This window comes from Sorangium sp. So ce176, from assembly GCF_051519835.1.
GTDB classification, from domain to species: Bacteria; Myxococcota_A; Polyangia; order Polyangiales; family Polyangiaceae; genus Sorangium; species Sorangium cellulosum_G.
Map to the genome: position 1 here is coordinate 997867 of NZ_CP150371.1, position 15768 is coordinate 1013634.

General features: G+C 71.7%; 12 protein-coding genes. 9 read left to right on the forward strand and 3 right to left on the reverse strand.

Translation table 11 applies throughout. The features are described from left to right. The first annotated feature begins 210 nt into the window (after window positions 1-210). Both WMF42_RS03720 and WMF42_RS03725 read left to right on the forward strand, forming a co-directional pair. A complete protein-coding gene (locus tag WMF42_RS03720) occupies window positions 211-903 on the forward strand; it encodes an ROK family protein (protein WP_061610765.1) in 693 nt (230 codons plus the stop codon). Between the two features lie 113 nt (window positions 904-1016). Next, on the forward strand, window positions 1017-2306 hold the full coding sequence (locus tag WMF42_RS03725) for a cytochrome P450 (protein WP_437690205.1): 1290 nt from the start codon (window positions 1017-1019) through the stop codon (window positions 2304-2306). A 49-nt stretch (window positions 2307-2355) separates the two neighbouring features. Here WMF42_RS03725 and astD read toward each other — a convergent pair whose 3' ends face one another. Further along, window positions 2356-3825, reverse strand: coding sequence for a succinylglutamate-semialdehyde dehydrogenase (astD, locus tag WMF42_RS03730; RefSeq protein ID WP_061610766.1), 1470 nt, complete (start codon window positions 3823-3825; stop codon window positions 2356-2358). Window positions 3826-4430: 605 nt separating this feature from the next. Here astD and WMF42_RS03735 point away from each other — a divergent pair. The 6 genes from WMF42_RS03735 (at window position 4431) to WMF42_RS03760 (ending at window position 10404) form a co-directional block, all read left to right on the forward strand. Beyond that, on the forward strand, window positions 4431-5966 hold the full coding sequence (locus WMF42_RS03735; RefSeq protein ID WP_437690207.1) for a hypothetical protein: 1536 nt from the start codon (window positions 4431-4433) through the stop codon (window positions 5964-5966). A gap of 77 nt (window positions 5967-6043) precedes the next feature. Further along, window positions 6044-6301, forward strand: coding sequence for an RAD55 family ATPase (locus WMF42_RS03740; RefSeq protein ID WP_061606289.1), 258 nt, complete (start codon window positions 6044-6046; stop codon window positions 6299-6301). Continuing rightward, entirely contained in the window at window positions 6298-6738 is a 441-nt protein-coding gene (locus tag WMF42_RS03745; RefSeq protein WP_061606290.1) for a hypothetical protein, read from the forward strand. The genes WMF42_RS03740 and WMF42_RS03745 overlap by 4 nt, the downstream gene beginning before the upstream one ends. Before the next feature lie 23 nt (window positions 6739-6761). Next, complete coding sequence (locus tag WMF42_RS03750; protein ID WP_063815702.1) at window positions 6762-8429, forward strand: ATPase domain-containing protein; 1668 nt, start codon at window positions 6762-6764, stop codon at window positions 8427-8429. Between the two features lie 52 nt (window positions 8430-8481). After that, window positions 8482-10032 carry an ATP-binding protein gene (locus WMF42_RS03755; protein WP_437690209.1) on the forward strand — a complete coding sequence of 517 codons (1551 nt, stop codon included), beginning with the start codon at window positions 8482-8484 and terminating at the stop codon, window positions 10030-10032. Between the two features lie 96 nt (window positions 10033-10128). Continuing rightward, the gene (locus WMF42_RS03760) at window positions 10129-10404 is read left to right on the forward strand and encodes a PRC-barrel domain-containing protein (protein ID WP_155798096.1); all 276 of its coding nucleotides are present in this window, start codon (window positions 10129-10131) and stop codon (window positions 10402-10404) included. Between the two features lie 113 nt (window positions 10405-10517). Here the strand turns inward: WMF42_RS03760 and WMF42_RS03765 are convergent, their stop codons facing one another. Together WMF42_RS03765 and WMF42_RS03770 are read right to left on the reverse strand one after the other, a co-directional pair. Then, window positions 10518-11126 carry a nuclear transport factor 2 family protein gene (locus WMF42_RS03765; protein ID WP_437690212.1) on the reverse strand — a complete coding sequence of 203 codons (609 nt, stop codon included), beginning with the start codon at window positions 11124-11126 and terminating at the stop codon, window positions 10518-10520. Between the two features lie 418 nt (window positions 11127-11544). Then, on the reverse strand, window positions 11545-12675 hold the full coding sequence (locus WMF42_RS03770) for a PAS domain S-box protein (protein WP_437690213.1): 1131 nt from the start codon (window positions 12673-12675) through the stop codon (window positions 11545-11547). 494 nt (window positions 12676-13169) lie between these two features. On the opposite strand from WMF42_RS03770, the gene WMF42_RS03775 reads away from it, so the two are divergent. Then, window positions 13170-15752, forward strand: coding sequence for a bifunctional serine/threonine-protein kinase/formylglycine-generating enzyme family protein (locus WMF42_RS03775; RefSeq protein WP_437690215.1), 2583 nt, complete (start codon window positions 13170-13172; stop codon window positions 15750-15752). The last annotated feature ends 16 nt before the right edge of the window (window positions 15753-15768 follow it).

A 15768-nucleotide genomic window follows, 5' to 3' on the forward strand; every position in this document is an offset into this window, starting at 1 on the left:
CTGCGGGGCGCGGCGAGGGCGCCTCGGGCGCGCTCGGGGGGGGGCGCGCCGGCGGCCGGAGCAGAGGGGCGGAGCCCGCGCCGGGGGGCGCGTTGCGGCTCCAGTTGACACTCCGCCAGAGCTCAAGATGATGGCCGCCGCGATCGCGGGGGCGCAGGTGCGCCCGCGGCAGCCCCGGAGGCAGCTCTCCGGGAGGAGACAGAGGAATTCATGCGCACGCTTTGCATCGATATCGGCGGAACGGGGATCAAGGCCACCATCCTCAACGAGCAGGGGACTCCGATGACGGATCCCGTGCGCGTGCCGACGCCTCAGCCGGCCTCGCCGGAGCCCATCCTCGACGTCATCGCGGACCTCGCCCGCGCGCAGGGGGAGTTCGACCGGGTGTCGATCGGCTTCCCCGGGGTCGTGATGGACAACGTGACCAAGACGGCGCCGCACCTCGACAACGAGGGCTGGAAGGGCTACCCGCTCGCCGAGGCCGTGGAGCGCCGCCTCGGGAAGCCGACGCGCGTCGCCAACGACGCGGGCATCCAGGGGCTCGCCGTCATCGAGGGCAAGGGGCTCGAGATGGTGCTCACCTTCGGCACCGGGCTCGGCTGCGCCCTGTACATCGACGGCCACTACGTGCCGAACCTCGAGCTCGGCCACCACCCCTACGGCAAGCGGGACCTCAAGTACGAGGACCGCGTGTTCGACGCCGAGTGCAAGCGCATCGGGCCGGAGCGCTGGAACGAGCGCGTGCGCCAGATGATCGCGCAGATCGAGCCGATCTTCAATTACCGCAAGCTCTACCTCGGCGGCGGCAATGCGCGCCTGCTCGACACCTCGCGCCTGCCCGAGAACGTTGTCGTGGTGGACAACGTCGCCGGCCTGCTCGGCGGCATCAAGCTCTGGGCGTAGCCACCCCGCGCGGGCTGCGGGGCGGGGAGCCGCCCCGCGGCGCGCGGTGTCGGACGAGCGCGGGGGTGGCCGCGCCGGTTCCCAAGCGGCCGCGACCGTCGTAGCCTGGCTCGATGAACTCGCCCGACGCACCGAAGCCCGACGCAACGCCCGCGGCCACTCCGGCGACGGACGCCGATCTCGACCCCTTCCGCCTTCAATCGCCGGAGACCCTCGCGAACCCGTACCCCGTGTACGCCAGGCTGCGCCAGGAAGCGCCGGTGTACTTCAGCGCGGGCTACAACGGCTGGCTCGTCACCCGCTACGACCACGTCGCCGCGGGCTTCCGCGACCCGCGCCTGTCGGCGAAGCGCTCGAGCGCCTTCGTGACGAAGCTGCCCGAGGAGGTGCGGCAGCGGCTCGAGCCGCTGCGCCGCAACCTGGCGTCGTGGGCCTTGCTGCTCGATCCGCCGGAGCACACGCGCATTCGCTCGCTCATCAACAAGGCGTTCGTGCCGCGGCTCGTCGAGGGGCTGCGCCCCCGGGTGGAGGCGCTGGTCAGCGATCTGCTCGACGCTGTCGCGCCGGCGGGGCGGATGGACGTGCTGCGCGACCTCGGCGACCTCCTGCCGCTGCTCGTGATCGGCGAGGTGCTCGGCGTGCCCGCCGAGGACCGCCACAAGCTGAAGGGCTGGTCCAACGCGCTCGGCGGGTTCCTCGGCGCGGGCCGGCCGACGCTCGAGATCGCGGGCGGCGCGCTGACCGCCGTGGCCGAGCTGGAGGACTATTTCCGCGGCGTGATCGCGTCCCGGCGGCAGAGCCCCGGGAGCGACCTGCTCAGCCAGCTCATCGTCGCGGAGGAGCAGGGGACGATCCTCGGCGAGCAGGAGCTGCTCTCGACGTGCTGCATGCTGCTCTTCGGCGGCCACGAGACGACGAAGAACCTGATCGGCAATGGCCTGCTCTCGCTGCTGCTCGACCGGTCCGCGCGCGACGAGCTCCGCGCGTCGCCGATGCTGCTCGGGCCGGCGGTCGAGGAGCTGCTCCGGTACGACTCCCCGGTTCAGTGGATGAGCCGGATGGCGCTGGAGGACATCGAGCTCGACGGCGTGACGATCCCGAAGGGCGATCGCGCCTTCCTTGTGCTCGGGGCGGCGAACCGCGATCCGGCGCAGTTCCCCGAGCCGGACCGGCTCGATTTCCACCGCACGGACATCCGCCACATCTCCTTCGGGCTGGGCGTCCATTACTGCGCGGGCGCGGCGCTGGCCCGGATGGAGGCGCAGGCGGCGATCTCCATGTTCCTGCGGCGGTTCCCGGACGCGGCGCTCGCTTCCGGGGGGCTTACCTGGCGGATGAACCCGGGGGTGCGGGGGCTGACGGCGATTCCGGTGGAGCTGGGCAAGGAGAAGGCGTCGACGTAACTTCCTGTCTCGATCCGGGGGGGGGCCAGGTCGAGCCGGCTTCGGGGGGTCATGAGCCGAGCTTCATCCCCGGCGCGAGCTGGGCGGGGAGGTTGATGCTGGGCGCCTCGAGGCCGGCGACGGGATAGGCGCAGTAGTCGGCGGCGTAATACGCGCTCGGGCGGTGGTTGCCGCTGCTGCCGATTCCGCCGAACGGCGCGGCGCTCGACGCGCCCGTCAGCGGCTTGTTCCAGTTGACGATCCCCGCGCGGGCCTCACGCCAGAGCTGCTCGTAAAGGTCCTTGCGATCGGAGAACAGACCCGCCGCGAGGCCGTAACGCGTGCGGTTCGCCAGCGCGATGGCCTCATCGAAGCTGCCATATCGCTGGACCTGGAGGATCGGCCCGAAATACTCCTCGTCAGGGAGATCGTCGATGCCGGATACATCGATGATGCCCGGCGAGAGGAGCGCCGTCCCCTCCTCGAGCCGGCGCATCTCGAGGATCACCTTGCCGCCGAGCGAGATCAGCCGCGCCTGCGCCCGGAGGAGCTGGTCCGCGGCGGCGAGCGAGATCACCGCGCCCATGAACGGCTGCTCCGCGTCGTCGTACCTGCCCACCTTGAGCCGGCTCGCCGCGTCGGCCAGGCGCTGCAGCAGCGCGTCGCCCTCCGGCGTCGACGGCAAGAGAAGGCGCCGGGCGCACGTGCACCGCTGGCCCGCCGAGATGAACGACGACTGAAGGATGTGGTGAATCGCCGCCTCCGCGTTCGAGACCTCCTGGACGATCAGCGGGTTGTTCCCGCCCATCTCGAGGGCGAGGATCTTGTCCGGATGGCCGGCGAGCTGGCGGTGCAGGGCGTTGCCCGTCGCGGAGCTCCCCGTGAAGAAGAGGCCGTCGATGCCGGGGTGGCCGGCGAGCGCGACGCCTGTGTCCTTCGCCCCCTGAACCAGGTTGAGCACGCCCGGCGGGACGCCGGCCTCCTGCCACAGGCGCGCGGTCTCCTCCGCGACCCTCGGCGCGAGCTCCGACGGCTTGTAGACCACGCAGTTGCCCGCGATAAGCGCCGGGGCGATGTGGCCGTTCGGCAGGTGGCCCGGGAAGTTGTAAGGACCAAACACAGCGACCACCCCGTGCGGCCGGTGCCGCACCACCGCCGTCGCGTCGCCCGCCTCGGCCTGCCGCTCGCCCGTCCGCTCCCTGTAGGCCATGAGCGAGACGTCGACCTTGCCGATCATCGTCTGGACCTCGGTGAGCGCCTCCCAGCGCGGCTTGCCTGTCTCCCGGCCGATCACGTCGGCGAGCCGCGCCTTGTGCTCGCCGAGCAGGCCCGCGAACCGCTTCACCAGCGCCGTCCGCTCCTCGAAGCCGCGATCGCGCCACGCCCTGAAGGCGCCGCGCGCCGCCTCGACGGCCGCGTCCACCTGCTCCTGCGCAGCGGCGCGCCCCTCGAAGACGACCTCCTGCGTCACCGGGTTCCGGCTCGCAAACGGCTCCCCCGCGCCGGCCACCCAGCTGCCGCCGATGAAATGCGTCGACATGATCCCTTCTCCCTCGCGGAACACCCCACGGGCTCAGCAGTCCACCCAGCGTCGCCGGGCTGCATCGGCCTTGCCCCACAGTGTGCATCGTACCAGAGCCCAGCGCAGCGAGCGCAGGCCCGCCCCCAGGCAGAACAGCACGCTCGCGACCCTCCCGCGGAAGAAACCCGACGTGACCGACGCGACGCGGCGACCGAGATGACGCGCGACCAAGGCGACCAGGCTTCACCGCCGAGGCCGTCGGGGCGCTCGACGAACGTGCGGGACGCGACCCACCGGGGGCGACCCCAACGGCGTGTGGGCTGATTCGATGGAGCCCCAACCGATGGTGGGCAGCGCACTCGGGGGCTCGCTCGATGAGAATCCTCGAAGGAAGGGCTCAATGCTCCCTGCGCCCGGCGCGCCGACAACGCACGTGGCGAACCCGCGACATTCACAGGAATGCACGGTGGCGAACGCGTGTGCGAGGCGTGTTCGCGCCTCCAAGCACGCTCCGGGCGCACCGCTTCAGGGCGGGCACGACAGCGGGTGACACCAAGTCTTGACCGTCCCGTGGCTGGCGTGGAAACGTGGACATGTCAGTTTCCCCGCCGATGCATCACACGGTGGCCATCTCAGACATCCATCTATGTGAGCTCGAGCCGACCGCCGGGCTCTGGATGCGCTATCGACAGGCGCCGTACTCCCCGGACGGGGAGATCGCGGCGATGCTCGACGCGCTCCGGGGCGAAGTACGGAGCGGGACGGGCGGCTCCGGGGGGCTCAGCTCGGCGCGTGACGAGCTCACGCTGGTCCTGAACGGCGACATCTTCGACCTGGATGCGCCGCGGGTGATCGACAACGAGAGCGTGGTCCACGACCTGCCGCGCACCGCCGAGCACGCCGTGCCAGCGATGGAGGCCATCCTGCGCGATCACCCGATCTTCGTCGGCGCTGTCGGCCGCGTCGTCGCGGACGGGCACACAGTGGTCTTCGTGGCAGGCAACCACGACATCCAGCTCACGCTGCCCGAGGTGCGCGACGCGGTGAAGCGGCGCATCGTCGACGCCGCCCTCGACGCGCGCTCCGCCCAGGGCAGCGGTGCTCCCGCTCGCCCCGGCGAAGCGCTCCGCGCGGCGCTCGAGGCGCGGGTGGTCTTCCGCGCCTGGTTCCACCGCACGACGGACGGCGTGATCGTCGAGCACGGCAATCAGTACGACGCGTACTGCAGCTATCGCTACCCGATGGCGCCGTTCGGCCGGAAGCCGGGCGAGATCCAGCCCACCATGGGCTCGCTGGTGAGCCGGCTGCTCGTGTCGCGCATGGGGTACTTCAACCCGCACGTCGACTCGTCGTTCATGCTCTCCGGCTTCGGCTACCTCGCGCACTGGGCGCGCTATTACCTGTTCTCGGGTCGATCTCTCGTGCTCGCGTTCGCCGTGGGCGCGCTCCGCACGATGGTCGAGCTCGCGCGCCGGCGCGACCCGTGCCGCCGCGCGCTCCGGCGCGCGGGCCTCCGCGCGGCCGCCCGCGAGACGGGGGCGCCGCTGCCCGCGGTGGCGAAGCACGCGCGGCTGTTCGCGCGGCCCGCCGAGGACTGCCTCGGCCGGGTGGCGCGCGAGCTCTGGCTCGACCGCCTCGGGCTCGCGCTGGCGGGGATCCTCGCCGCGCTCGCGTGCCTGTGCTGGATGCCCGAGGGGCTCGCGGCGGCGGCGCTGCTCGCCCCGACGCTCCTCGTCGCGTACGAGCGCGCGGTGCCGAAGCCGACGCTCGATGCTGTCTGGCAGGGCGTGAACCGGGCGGCGCGGCTCGTGGCCACGGCGCACGGCGCGAAGGCGGTGATCTTCGGGCACACCCACAGCCCGGAGGGGAGCTGGGAAGACGGGGTGTTCTTCGGGAACACCGGCTCCTGGTCCGCGGCGTTCGAGGACATCGCGTGCACGAAGCCCGTCTTCGAGGCGCGCCCGCTCGTCTGGCTGCGCTCCGAGGACGGCGCGGCCCCCGACGAGCCCCTGGCGGGCGGGCTCGTCATGTGGAAGGACGCGCGATTCCAGCCCTGGAGGGCCGACGCCACCCCGTCCGTGCCCCGGAAGGCCGAGATAGCCAGACGGCCGCGCCCGGCGGGGCTGCGACCTCAGGCGACAGCCGCCCTGCGCAGCTAGCACCTGGTCGCCAAGGCGCGCTCCTTCGGCCTGGGTGGTGGGGGCCGGAGCTCGACTTCGCCGGTTCCCCGCTCGATGTGCTCGCCGAGAACGTGATCCTCCTCCGTCATGTCGAGCTCCAGGGTGTCCTCAGGCGAATCCTGTCGATCCTGAAGATGCGGGAGACCGCCCACGACCACTCCATCCGTCAGTACGAGATCGGCGGCGAGGGGATCCGGGGGCTCGCACCGCAGGAGACCGCCGAGGGGCTGCTGACGGGGATCGCGAGGCTGCCGTCGGAGCGCCGGGTGAAGCGGCGGGGGACGGCCCCAGGCCGCCGCGGGAACGCGACGTGAGCGCGCCCGACGCCAGGGCTGGCGCGCTGTCGCGGCGGATCATCGAGCACGAGATCGCCGGCCGGGAGGCGCCGGCCGACGTCGCGGCGGTGATCGAGGGCGCCTTCCGCCGGCTCCACCAGGTCATGTCCACCGTGATCGGGCCGCTCGGCTTCCAGGCCGTCGTGACCCGCGCGGTTCACCTCACCCGGCGGGCCTGCCCCGGCTTCGACGCCTGCCATGTGACGTGCGGAGACACCGTCGTGATGACAGGGATGTCCGAGCTGATCGAGCGCGATGGAGCGGCGCAGGCGGGCGCGGCCGCGGCGGTGCTCCTCGCCAACGTCATCTCCTTGCTCTGCAGCTTCATCGGTGAAGACCTCACCTTCCGCCTGCTGCGCAGGGGCTGGACGGGTTTGCCCGGAGAAGGGGAACGCCCCGGCGCGGAGGAGGCCTAGGTGCCATGAGGGACGGAGAGAGAATGGGTCTGAAGCTCCTGTCGACCGGGATCCCTGGTCTTGACAAGGTATTCGGCGGCGGGCTCCCCGAGTACTCGTTCAACCTCGTCGCCGGCCCGCCGGGCGCCGGCAAGACGACGCTTGTCCACCAGCTCACGTTCGCCAACGCCTCGGCCGAGCGACCTGCCCTCTACTTCACCGTCCTGGGGGAGCCGTCCCTCAAGATGCTGCGCTACCAGCAGCAGATGGGGTTCTTCGATCCCGAGAAGGTGGGCACGGTGATCCGCTTCATCGACCTGAGCCGCGAGGTGATGTCGGAGAGCCCCGCCGCGCTGCTCGACAGCATCGTGAAGCACGTCGAGCAGACGAACCCCGCCATCGTGGTCGTCGACTCCTTCCGGACGGTGATGCGCTCGTACGTCGGGGGCGATATGGAGCTTCAGGCCTTCTTGCAGCGGCTCGCGCTCCACCTCACGAGCTGGCAGGTGACCTCCTTCCTGGTCGGCGAGTACGAGGAGAGCGAGATGCACAGCAACCCCGTCTTCACCATCGCCGACGGGATCTTCTGGCTCACGCACAACAAGGAGCGGAACACCGCCGTCCGCAAGATCGAGGTGATAAAGATGAGGGGGCAGGCGGCGATCCCGGGGCGTCACACCTTCCGCATCAGCCAGCAGGGGATCGAGGTCTTCCCGCGGACGATGTCGCGGCTCCCGGTCACAGCAGAGCACTCCGCCAGGCGCCGCGTCTCCGTGGGGGTGCCCGGCCTCGACGAGATGATGGGCGGCGGCGTGATCACGGGCGACGCGACGCTCGTGGCGGGCCCGTCGGGGACGGGCAAGACGGCCGTGAGCATCCAGTTCGCCGCCGAGGGGGTCCGGCACGGGGAGCCAGCGGTCCTCGCCCTCTTCGAGGAGCACCCGGAAGAGTTCGTCGCGCGGGCGAAGGAGATGGGGGTCGACTTCGAGGCCATGGCGCGGCAGCAGCAGCTCCGCTTGCTTTACTTCAGGCTGCTCGATCTCTCCGCCGACGAGATCCTCCACGAGGTGCAGCAGGCCGTGGCGCAGATCGGCGCCAGGCGTCTCGTGATCGACTCCCTGAACGGCCTCGAGCTGGCGCTGTCGCCCGGCTTCCGCGAGGATTTCCGGGAGTCGCTGTACCGCATGATCGGGGCGCTGACGGGCGGCGGCGTGAGCATCCTGCTCACCGTCGAGGTGACGGAGTCCTTCGACAAGATCCACTTCAGCCCGCACACCGTCTCTTTCCTGGCGCACAACATCATCTTGCTGCGCTATGCCGAGATCGACGGCCAGCTACGCAAGGTGCTCACCGTCGCCAAGATGCGCCGGAGCCAGCACAGCCCGTATCTGCACGCCTACGAGATCACGTCCAGCGGGATGCGGGTGACCGAGCCGATCACCGGCTACCGCGGCTTCTTGACGGGCGTGCCGACCCCGCGGCGCCTCGATCCGGCGGGATTGCCGGGGCTGATCGACAGGGAGCGCGCCGTGCTCGACCAGGCGCTGGCGCTGCGCGAAGCGACGGCCGAGCGCCTCGCCGAGGCGACCGGAATGGAGCTTCCCGCGCTGTCGCGGGCGCTGGCCCGCCTGGTCGAGCTCAACTACCTCATCGAGGTCCAGGAGAACGGGAGCGTGCTATACAGGTCGATTGCCCGACCGCTCGGACAGTAGACAAGGGAACACCTGGATGATGTACACGCTGTGCAGGGGTGAGGAAGCGCAAATGCCTGACCCAGACGTGGACCTCATCCACCGATACAGGCCTGCGGTCGAGCGATCTCTGCTCCCGACCCTCCTGACCGTGACGGAGCAGCACATCGTCCGTTATGCGAACCCCGCGTTCTGCGGATTGCCTGTCATGTCGCCGGAGTTGCCTGCCGAGGTGAGCTTCCCCAGCCTGTTCCAGGGCGCGGAGGCGTTGAGGGCGCTGCTCGATCGCGTGTTCCGGGACGGCGTCACCGACATGGCGGCGGACGTCGCGCTCGGGCGCCCGGGGGGGAGGGCCTTCCACGGGACCGCCATCGTGGCGCCGCTCCTCGACGAGCGGGCTCGCCAGCGCGGGCTCGTCGTGCAGATCCTCGACACAACGGAGCAGGTCATGGCGCGCGCTCGCGAGGCCCAGGCCGCCCGGGACGTCCAGGAGGCCAACGAGAAGCTCATCGTCGCCGGGATCCGGGAGCAGGAGCTCGCGGACCGGGCGAACCAGAGCGCGGCCGAGCTCAGGGCGCTCCTGGACGTGGTGTCCCAGGGCGTCGCGGTGTTCGGCGCCACCGGCGAGGTCGTCCTCGTGAACCCTGCCGGCCGCGCGAAGCTCGGTCTCTCCGGCGCGCGCCCCACGCTGGACGACTACCGCCGCTGCGACTTCAGGCATCTCGACGGAACGCCCCTCGATTTCGAGCAGGAGGTGCTGTCGCGGGTGATGCGGGGTGAGCCGTTCGCCGACGAGGACGAGGTGCTCCTGCACCGCCCGGACGGCGCCGTGCGGCACATCGTCCTGAGCGGCGGCGTCGTGCGCGACGCGCAGGGGCGGGTGGCGCTCGCGATGAACCTCTACCGGGACGTGACGCAGGTCCGCGAGCTCGAGCAGGTCCGCGAGCAGTGCATGTCGCTCATCACCCACGACCTGCGGAGCACGATGAGCGCGGCGATGTACGCCGCCGAGCTCATCAAGATCGGCCGGCCAGCGGACAACGTGCAGATGCTCGCGGAAAAGATCCTTCGCAGCATGAGCCGCATGGACGAGATGAGCCGCACGCTCCTCGACGTGCAGCGGCTCCGCGCCGGCCACAGGCTCCCGCTGCTGCTCGGCGCGTGCGACATTGTCGCGATCGCCCGCGAGGTGATCGACGATCTCGCGTCCTTTCATGACCAGCGCGTCGCCCTCCGGGGAGAGGCGCGCGTCGAGGGGATATGGAGCGCCGGGGAGCTGCGCCGCGCGATCTCGAACCTGGCGAGCAACGCGCTCAAGTACGGGGCCACAGGCGCGCCGGTCATCATCACGGTCGAGAAGACCTCGGACCGGGCCGCCGTCGCGGTGCACAACGAGGGCCCGCCGATCGCGCCCGAGGACCAGGCTCGCCTGTTCGCGCCGTTCGTCCGGACCAGGGCCGCCGTGGCGGGCGGGCAGCGGGGGTGGGGGCTCGGCCTCACGTTCGTGCACGGGTGCGCCGAGGCGCACGGAGGAAGGGTGACGCTGGAGAGCAGCGCGGAGCGCGGGACCACCTTCACCCTCGAATTGCCGCTCGACGCGCGCCCCTACCAGCAACCGGGCTGATCGCGGCGCCCTCGCGGCGGTGCGCGCGCGGGACACGGCGCGGCGGCGGCCAGGTGGCCTGCGTCGTGCTTTCGCCCCCGGCGCGGAGCAAGCGCCATGCGATTGACGTACGAGCAGGATGTGCGGGGGCACTCGGTTGTCGACGCCGAGGGGAGCGTGATCGGCGAGGTGGAGCAGCTTTACCTCGACAGCGACTCGTTCAAGCTGGCGGGGGTGCGGGTCAAGCTCCGGGCCGAGGCGGCCGACGTGCTCGGCGTGCAGCACGGGATCTTCCAGGCGGGGTTCCTCGACGTGCCGGCCGAGGCCATCCAGAGCCTCGGGCAGGCGGTCGTGCTGCGCACGGAGGCGCGGAACCTGCTGACGCCGAGCTAGCCCGGCCTGCGGTGGAGATGGGGGCTGGAGGCCGCAGTCCGCGAGTCCGTGCCTGCGGATCCATCGAGTCCGTGAAGCGGCCACGGCGCGCCCTCACGCGCTCGCGGCGCCGCTCAGGGGGCCGGCGCCTCGAGGGGCATGAACGCCTTGGTGCGGAACGTGCGCTTGCTGAGCCTCCAGCCCGAGGGCGTCCAGACCGCCTCGTTCTCGTACGTGCCGTGCGCCACCTGGACGCTGCCCAGCGGGTCGACGATGTGCGTCGCGATCAGGTACGAGGTGATCTTCGCGCGGTTGCCGCCAGGGAGGATGTCGATACGGATGTTGCTGATCAGGTGCTGCGTGTCGACGTAGCCGGACTCGGCGAACAGGACGCCCATGAAGTCGGCCCAGGCCTCGGCGCTGGGCACCGACACGACCGGCGGATCACCCGGAGCGGCGCCGGCCTCCCAGATCAAGACGGGGGCGTTCGGCGTGAAGCACCTCGAGAAGATCTGCTTGCCCTTCGCCAGATCGCCGCCGCCGATCGCGTCGGTCCCGGCCGCGTAGCAGTACTCGAGCTGCTCGATCTCCTGGAGCGCCTTGAGCTCCGGGAGACCATTCGAGCGCGTGCCCTCGGCGGGCCGCGCGAGCGTCAAGGTGACGGCGCCCGCCAGCGCGAGCGTGGAGACGACAGGAAAGACACGACGCAGAAAACTGCTGAGACCACCGCTGTTCGTGCTCATGGAACTCACTCCATTCGTTGAATGCCCCCACGTCGCTGAGAATCAAAGATCATTGTACAAATGTGTTAACAAATCCGTCAAGCGAAGTTCGCGGCCGGCGCGCGAGTTTCGGTGTTGCTGCGCCAGGACTCATGTCACACTCCTGATGTTCGAACTCCACAGGTCCAGCGCACGTGCGGACCCGTCGCCTGTGCGGCGCTCCCCGGTGACGTCGGCGCACGCTGTCAGACCGTCCGCCACCGCGGCGCGCTCTGCGCCCGGCTCGCCGCGGCCGCGGGGCTCGGTCTCCGTGTCGATGATCCGGTGCGCGAGCTCACGGATCCTGTGTTGATGATCCGGTGCGCGAGCTCACGGATCCTGTGTTGATGATCCGGTGCGCGAGCTCACGGCCTGCGGACGGCCACGGCGAGCGGCGGTATCAGCGCTCGCGGCCCATCCTTCGAATGCAGTACTCGAGCCCCTGCCGCAGCGTCGAGCGCGTCTCGATCGACGAGAGATCCACGCCGAGGCCGACGATGGTCTGGGCGATCGCGGGGTGGATCCCCGTGATGATCCCCTCGGCCCCGAGGAGCTTGATGGCCGCGGTGAGCTTCATGAGGTGGTTCGCCGTCTCGGTGTCCATCGCCTCGATCCCGGTGAGATCCACGATGGTGTAGCGCGCCTGCGTCCGGACGACCTCGCGGAGGAGCCCTTCCATCACGTCGGCGGCGCGCGCGCTGTCGAACATGCCCATGAGGGGCAGCGTGAGCACGCGGTCCCACACCTGGATGATCGGCGTCGAGAGCGAGCGGATGACCTGCCGCTGCCGCTCGATGAGATCGAGCTTCGCGCGGAGCTCCTGCTCGGTGCGCTTCGCGGGCGTGATGTCGAGCGTGACCCCCGCGACGTGGGTGACCTCGCCGCGATCGTTCAGGATGGGCAGGTACCAGGCCTCCCAGTGGACGCCGTCGATCTCGTTCACGAAGTAGGACATCTGGCCGTCGAGCGCCTTGCGCAGCACCGCCGTGCCAGATTCCGGGTAGAGGTCGAACAGGTTGAGCCCGATGAACTGCCCGGGCTTGAGCCCGGCGGAATCGAGCCCCTTCCCGTCGTGGAGGACGAAGATCCCCTTCCTGTCGATCGCCCACAAGCAGACAGGGAGATGGTCGTTGATCGCCCGGAGGAGCTTGAGCTGGATCTCGCTCTTGATCCGCTCCTCGACGTCGCGGAGCGCTCCATAGACCTCTTCCTTCTCGGGCACCCATCGCGCCGTGCACTGGAAGCACTTGAACGATCCGTCCGCCGTCTTCATCCTCAGGACGACGTCCATCGGCTTCGCCGCGGCGCGCAGGTGCTCCCACGCCTCGTCGAACGAGGCCCTGTCCTCGGGGTGAACCAGCTGGCCGATCTCCGCCTGCGAGCCCGCGTCGAGGAGCTCGGGGCCCATCGCCTCGGTGAGCGCGCGGCTCATCCGGAGGAGCCTACCGCCCTCGCCGGCGATGAAGACCAGCTCCATGCAATGCGAGAAAAAGTCGTCGAGCGTGCTGGTCGTGCTGTCTGGCTGGGCCATCCGACTTGGCAGAGTACATCGGTCAAGCGGGCAGTGTCGAGGTATAGAGCGCCCTCCGGCGCTGCGCGATGGCTCCGAGCAGCGTCGTTTGCTTCCAAGTGCGTGTCTGTAGGTGATGGATCGGCGTGATCGATCTCGGGCTCGTCTACAGGCGCACGGAGCACGTCTATCTGCACCTGGCCCTCGATCTCGTCAGGGGCTCGCCTGCGCCAACGGGTCTCGGGGACGAGCCCACGAGGCCAGCGACTCGCTCGTGCTCGGCCTCACCGGCGGCCCCGGCGTCCCGCTGGACACCCGGCCTGGCGCCGGGGCTGGACAGAAGCGCGCCAGGACGCCGCGGGCGCTTCTTCGGCGCGGTGGCCGCCGTGGGCGGCGCGCTTGCTCGGCTGCGCCCGAGCGCCCCGTCGGGTTGAGGCCCGCGCGAGCGGACGATAGAGTCGCCGCGGACCTCGCCTCGGGGAGCTTCCCGGCGCGATCCGCGGAGTCGACGGCGCATGAACCGCAGCCAGCGCGAGGAGATGGAGCGGACGAAGACCGCGTGCGCGCCGGCCGCGGCCGCGGCCGGCGGCGCGTCGCCGGCGGACGCCACGACGGACGTCACGTTCCGGCTGCGCGTGACCCCCCCGAGCCCCTCGTCGCGCGAGCCGCCGCCCATCTCCGTCACGGCGCCCGAGCGCCTCTCCGCCGAGGACCGCTACGAGGACCTCGGCTGCATCGGGCGCGGGGGCATGGGCGAGGTGCGCCGCGTGCGCGATCGCATCATGGGGCGCGTCCTCGCGATGAAGATCCAGTCGACCGAGGCGTGCGACGCCACGCCCGATCGCGCCCGCTTCCTCGCCGAGGCGCGCCTGACCGCGGCCCTCCAGCACCCGGGGATCGTGCCCGTGCACGACTGCGGCGCGCTCGCCGACGGGCGGCTGTGGTTCACGATGAAGGAGGTGCGCGGGCGCACGCTCGGCGACGTCATCGCCGAGATGTACGCGGCCGGCGGCGGGAGCCTCTCGCCCGCCGCGCTGCGGCGGGCGATCGACACGTTCCTCCGCGTCTGCGAGGCCGTTGCCTACGCGCACAGCCGCGGCGTGATCCACCGCGATCTCAAGCCGGCCAACGTCATGATCGGCGAGTTCGGCGAGGTCCTCGTGATGGACTGGGGCCTCGGGCGCCCCGCCGCGCCGGCGCTCGGGTCGCCCGAGGGCGCCGACGGCGCGGACGTCATCGAGGCGGCCCCGCTCACGCAGCCCGGCGAGGTGCTCGGCACGCTGCTCTACATGGCCCCGGAGCAGGCGCGCGGCGAGGGCGATCGCCTCGGCGCCGCCGCCGACGTCTACGCGCTCGGCGTCGTGCTCCACGAGATCCTCGCCGGGCGCCACCCCTACGACGGCCACCTCGCGGCCGTCTGGAGCGCGCTCCTCTCCGGCGGGCTCAGGCCTGTCGAGGCGCTCGCCCCGCACGAGGTCCCCGCGGAGCTCGCGGCCATCTGCGCCCGCGCGATGGCGCTCGCCCCGGAGGCCCGGTACCCCGACGCGGGCGCGCTCGCGGCCGACGTCCGGAGCTGGCTCGACGGCGCGCGGCGGCGCGAGCGCGCGCTCGCGATCGTCGCGAAGGCGCGCGCGATCCAGCCGGAGCTCGCCGCGACCCGGGCGCGGGCGCGCGCGCTGCGCGACGAGGCGCGGGCGATCCTCGACGGCCTGAGCTCGTTCGACCCGGCCGAGCAGAAGGCGCGCGGGTGGCGGCTCGAGGACGAGGCGGAGCGCCTCGATCGGGCGGCGTCGCTCGGCCAGATCGAGTGGATGCAGCTCCTCCGCTCGGCGCTGAACGAGGCGCCGGACCTCCGCGAGGCGCACGAGGCGCTGGCCGACCACTACGCGGAGGAGCTCGTCGAGGCCGAGGAGGCGCGCGACGCGCGGGCCGCCGCGCGCGCCGAGGCGCTCCTCCGGCAGCACGACCGCGGCCGCCACGCGGTGCTGCTCGCGGGCGACGGCGCGCTCGCGCTGGCGACCGACCCCGCGGGGGCCGAGGTCTCCCTGCACCGCTACGTCGAGCGCGACCGCAGGCTCGCGCCCGAGCCCGCGCGCGAGCTCGGCCCGGCGCCCCTCGAGGTGACGCTCCCGCGCGGCAGCTACCTCCTGAAGCTGCGCGCGCCGGGGCACCACGAGGCCTCGTATCCCGTGCTGATCGAGCGCGGGCGGCGCTGGGACGGCGTCCGGCCCGGCGAGGCGGCGCCGCGCCCTGTCCGCCTGCTCCGGCTCGGCGAGCTCGGCGAGGACGACGTCTACGTGCCGGCCGGCTGGTTCCTCGCCGGCGGCGATCCCGACGCCGGGGACAGCCTCCCGCGGCGGCGGCTCTGGTGCGACGGCTTCGTCGTCCGAAGGCACCCCGTGACCAACGCCGAGTACCTCGCCTTCCTCAACGCGCTCGTCGCGGCCGGGCGGGAGGACGAGGCGATCGAGTGCTGTCCGCGCCTCGCGCTGGGCCGCGCCGTCCCGGGCGCGGGCCCGGACTCGCTCCGCTTCGAGCGGTGCGACGACGGGCGCTTCCGCCTCGGGTGCATCCCGACCGACGTCCAGGAGGAGCCGAGGATGCCTGTCGCCTTCGTCCACTGGCGCGCGGCGATGCGCTACGCCGCGTGGTACGCCGCCGAGACGGGCGCGCCGTGGCGCCTCCTGAACGAGCTCGAGCGGGAGAAGGCGGCGCGGGGCGTCGACGGCCGCTGCGTGCCCTGGGGCGACTTCCTGGAGCCGACCTGGGCGTGCATGCTGGGCAGCCACGAGGGCGTCGCCGGCCGCCGCCCCGTCGACGACTTCCCGCTCGACGACAGCCCTTATGGGCTGCGCGGCGCGGCGGGCAACGTGCGGGACTGGTGCATCAACGCGTGGAAGCGCGAGGGGCCGCGGACCGAGCAGGGCGTCGTGCTGCTCGATCCGGCCGACGACGGCGACCCGGACTTCCGCGCGGCGCGGGGCGGCGCGTGGTCGACGTCGCCGAACTTCTGCCGCGCGGCGGCGCGCTTCGCGAGCAAGCCCGGGGATCGGTTCGGGGGGATGGGGTTCCGGCTGGCGCGCTCGCTGCCCGGGTGAGCGGCCGGCCGCCGCC

Bases quoted from the DNA above. Each gene is read 5' to 3' on its own strand.
- WMF42_RS03775 (WP_437690215.1), top strand. From the start codon at position 13,170: ATGAACCGCAGCCAGCGCGAGGAGATGGAGCGGACGAAGACCGCGTGC.
- WMF42_RS03755 (WP_437690209.1), top strand. From the start codon at position 8,482: ATGCCTGACCCAGACGTGGACCTCATCCACCGATACAGGCCTGCGGTC.
- WMF42_RS03765 (WP_437690212.1), bottom strand. From the start codon at position 11,126: ATGAGCACGAACAGCGGTGGTCTCAGCAGTTTTCTGCGTCGTGTCTTT.
- WMF42_RS03770 (WP_437690213.1), bottom strand. From the start codon at position 12,675: ATGGCCCAGCCAGACAGCACGACCAGCACGCTCGACGACTTTTTCTCG.
- WMF42_RS03760 (WP_155798096.1), top strand. From the start codon at position 10,129: ATGCGATTGACGTACGAGCAGGATGTGCGGGGGCACTCGGTTGTCGAC.
- astD (WP_061610766.1), bottom strand. From the start codon at position 3,825: ATGTCGACGCATTTCATCGGCGGCAGCTGGGTGGCCGGCGCGGGGGAG.
- WMF42_RS03720 (WP_061610765.1), top strand. From the start codon at position 211: ATGCGCACGCTTTGCATCGATATCGGCGGAACGGGGATCAAGGCCACC.
- WMF42_RS03750 (WP_063815702.1), top strand. From the start codon at position 6,762: ATGGGTCTGAAGCTCCTGTCGACCGGGATCCCTGGTCTTGACAAGGTA.
- WMF42_RS03725 (WP_437690205.1), top strand. From the start codon at position 1,017: ATGAACTCGCCCGACGCACCGAAGCCCGACGCAACGCCCGCGGCCACT.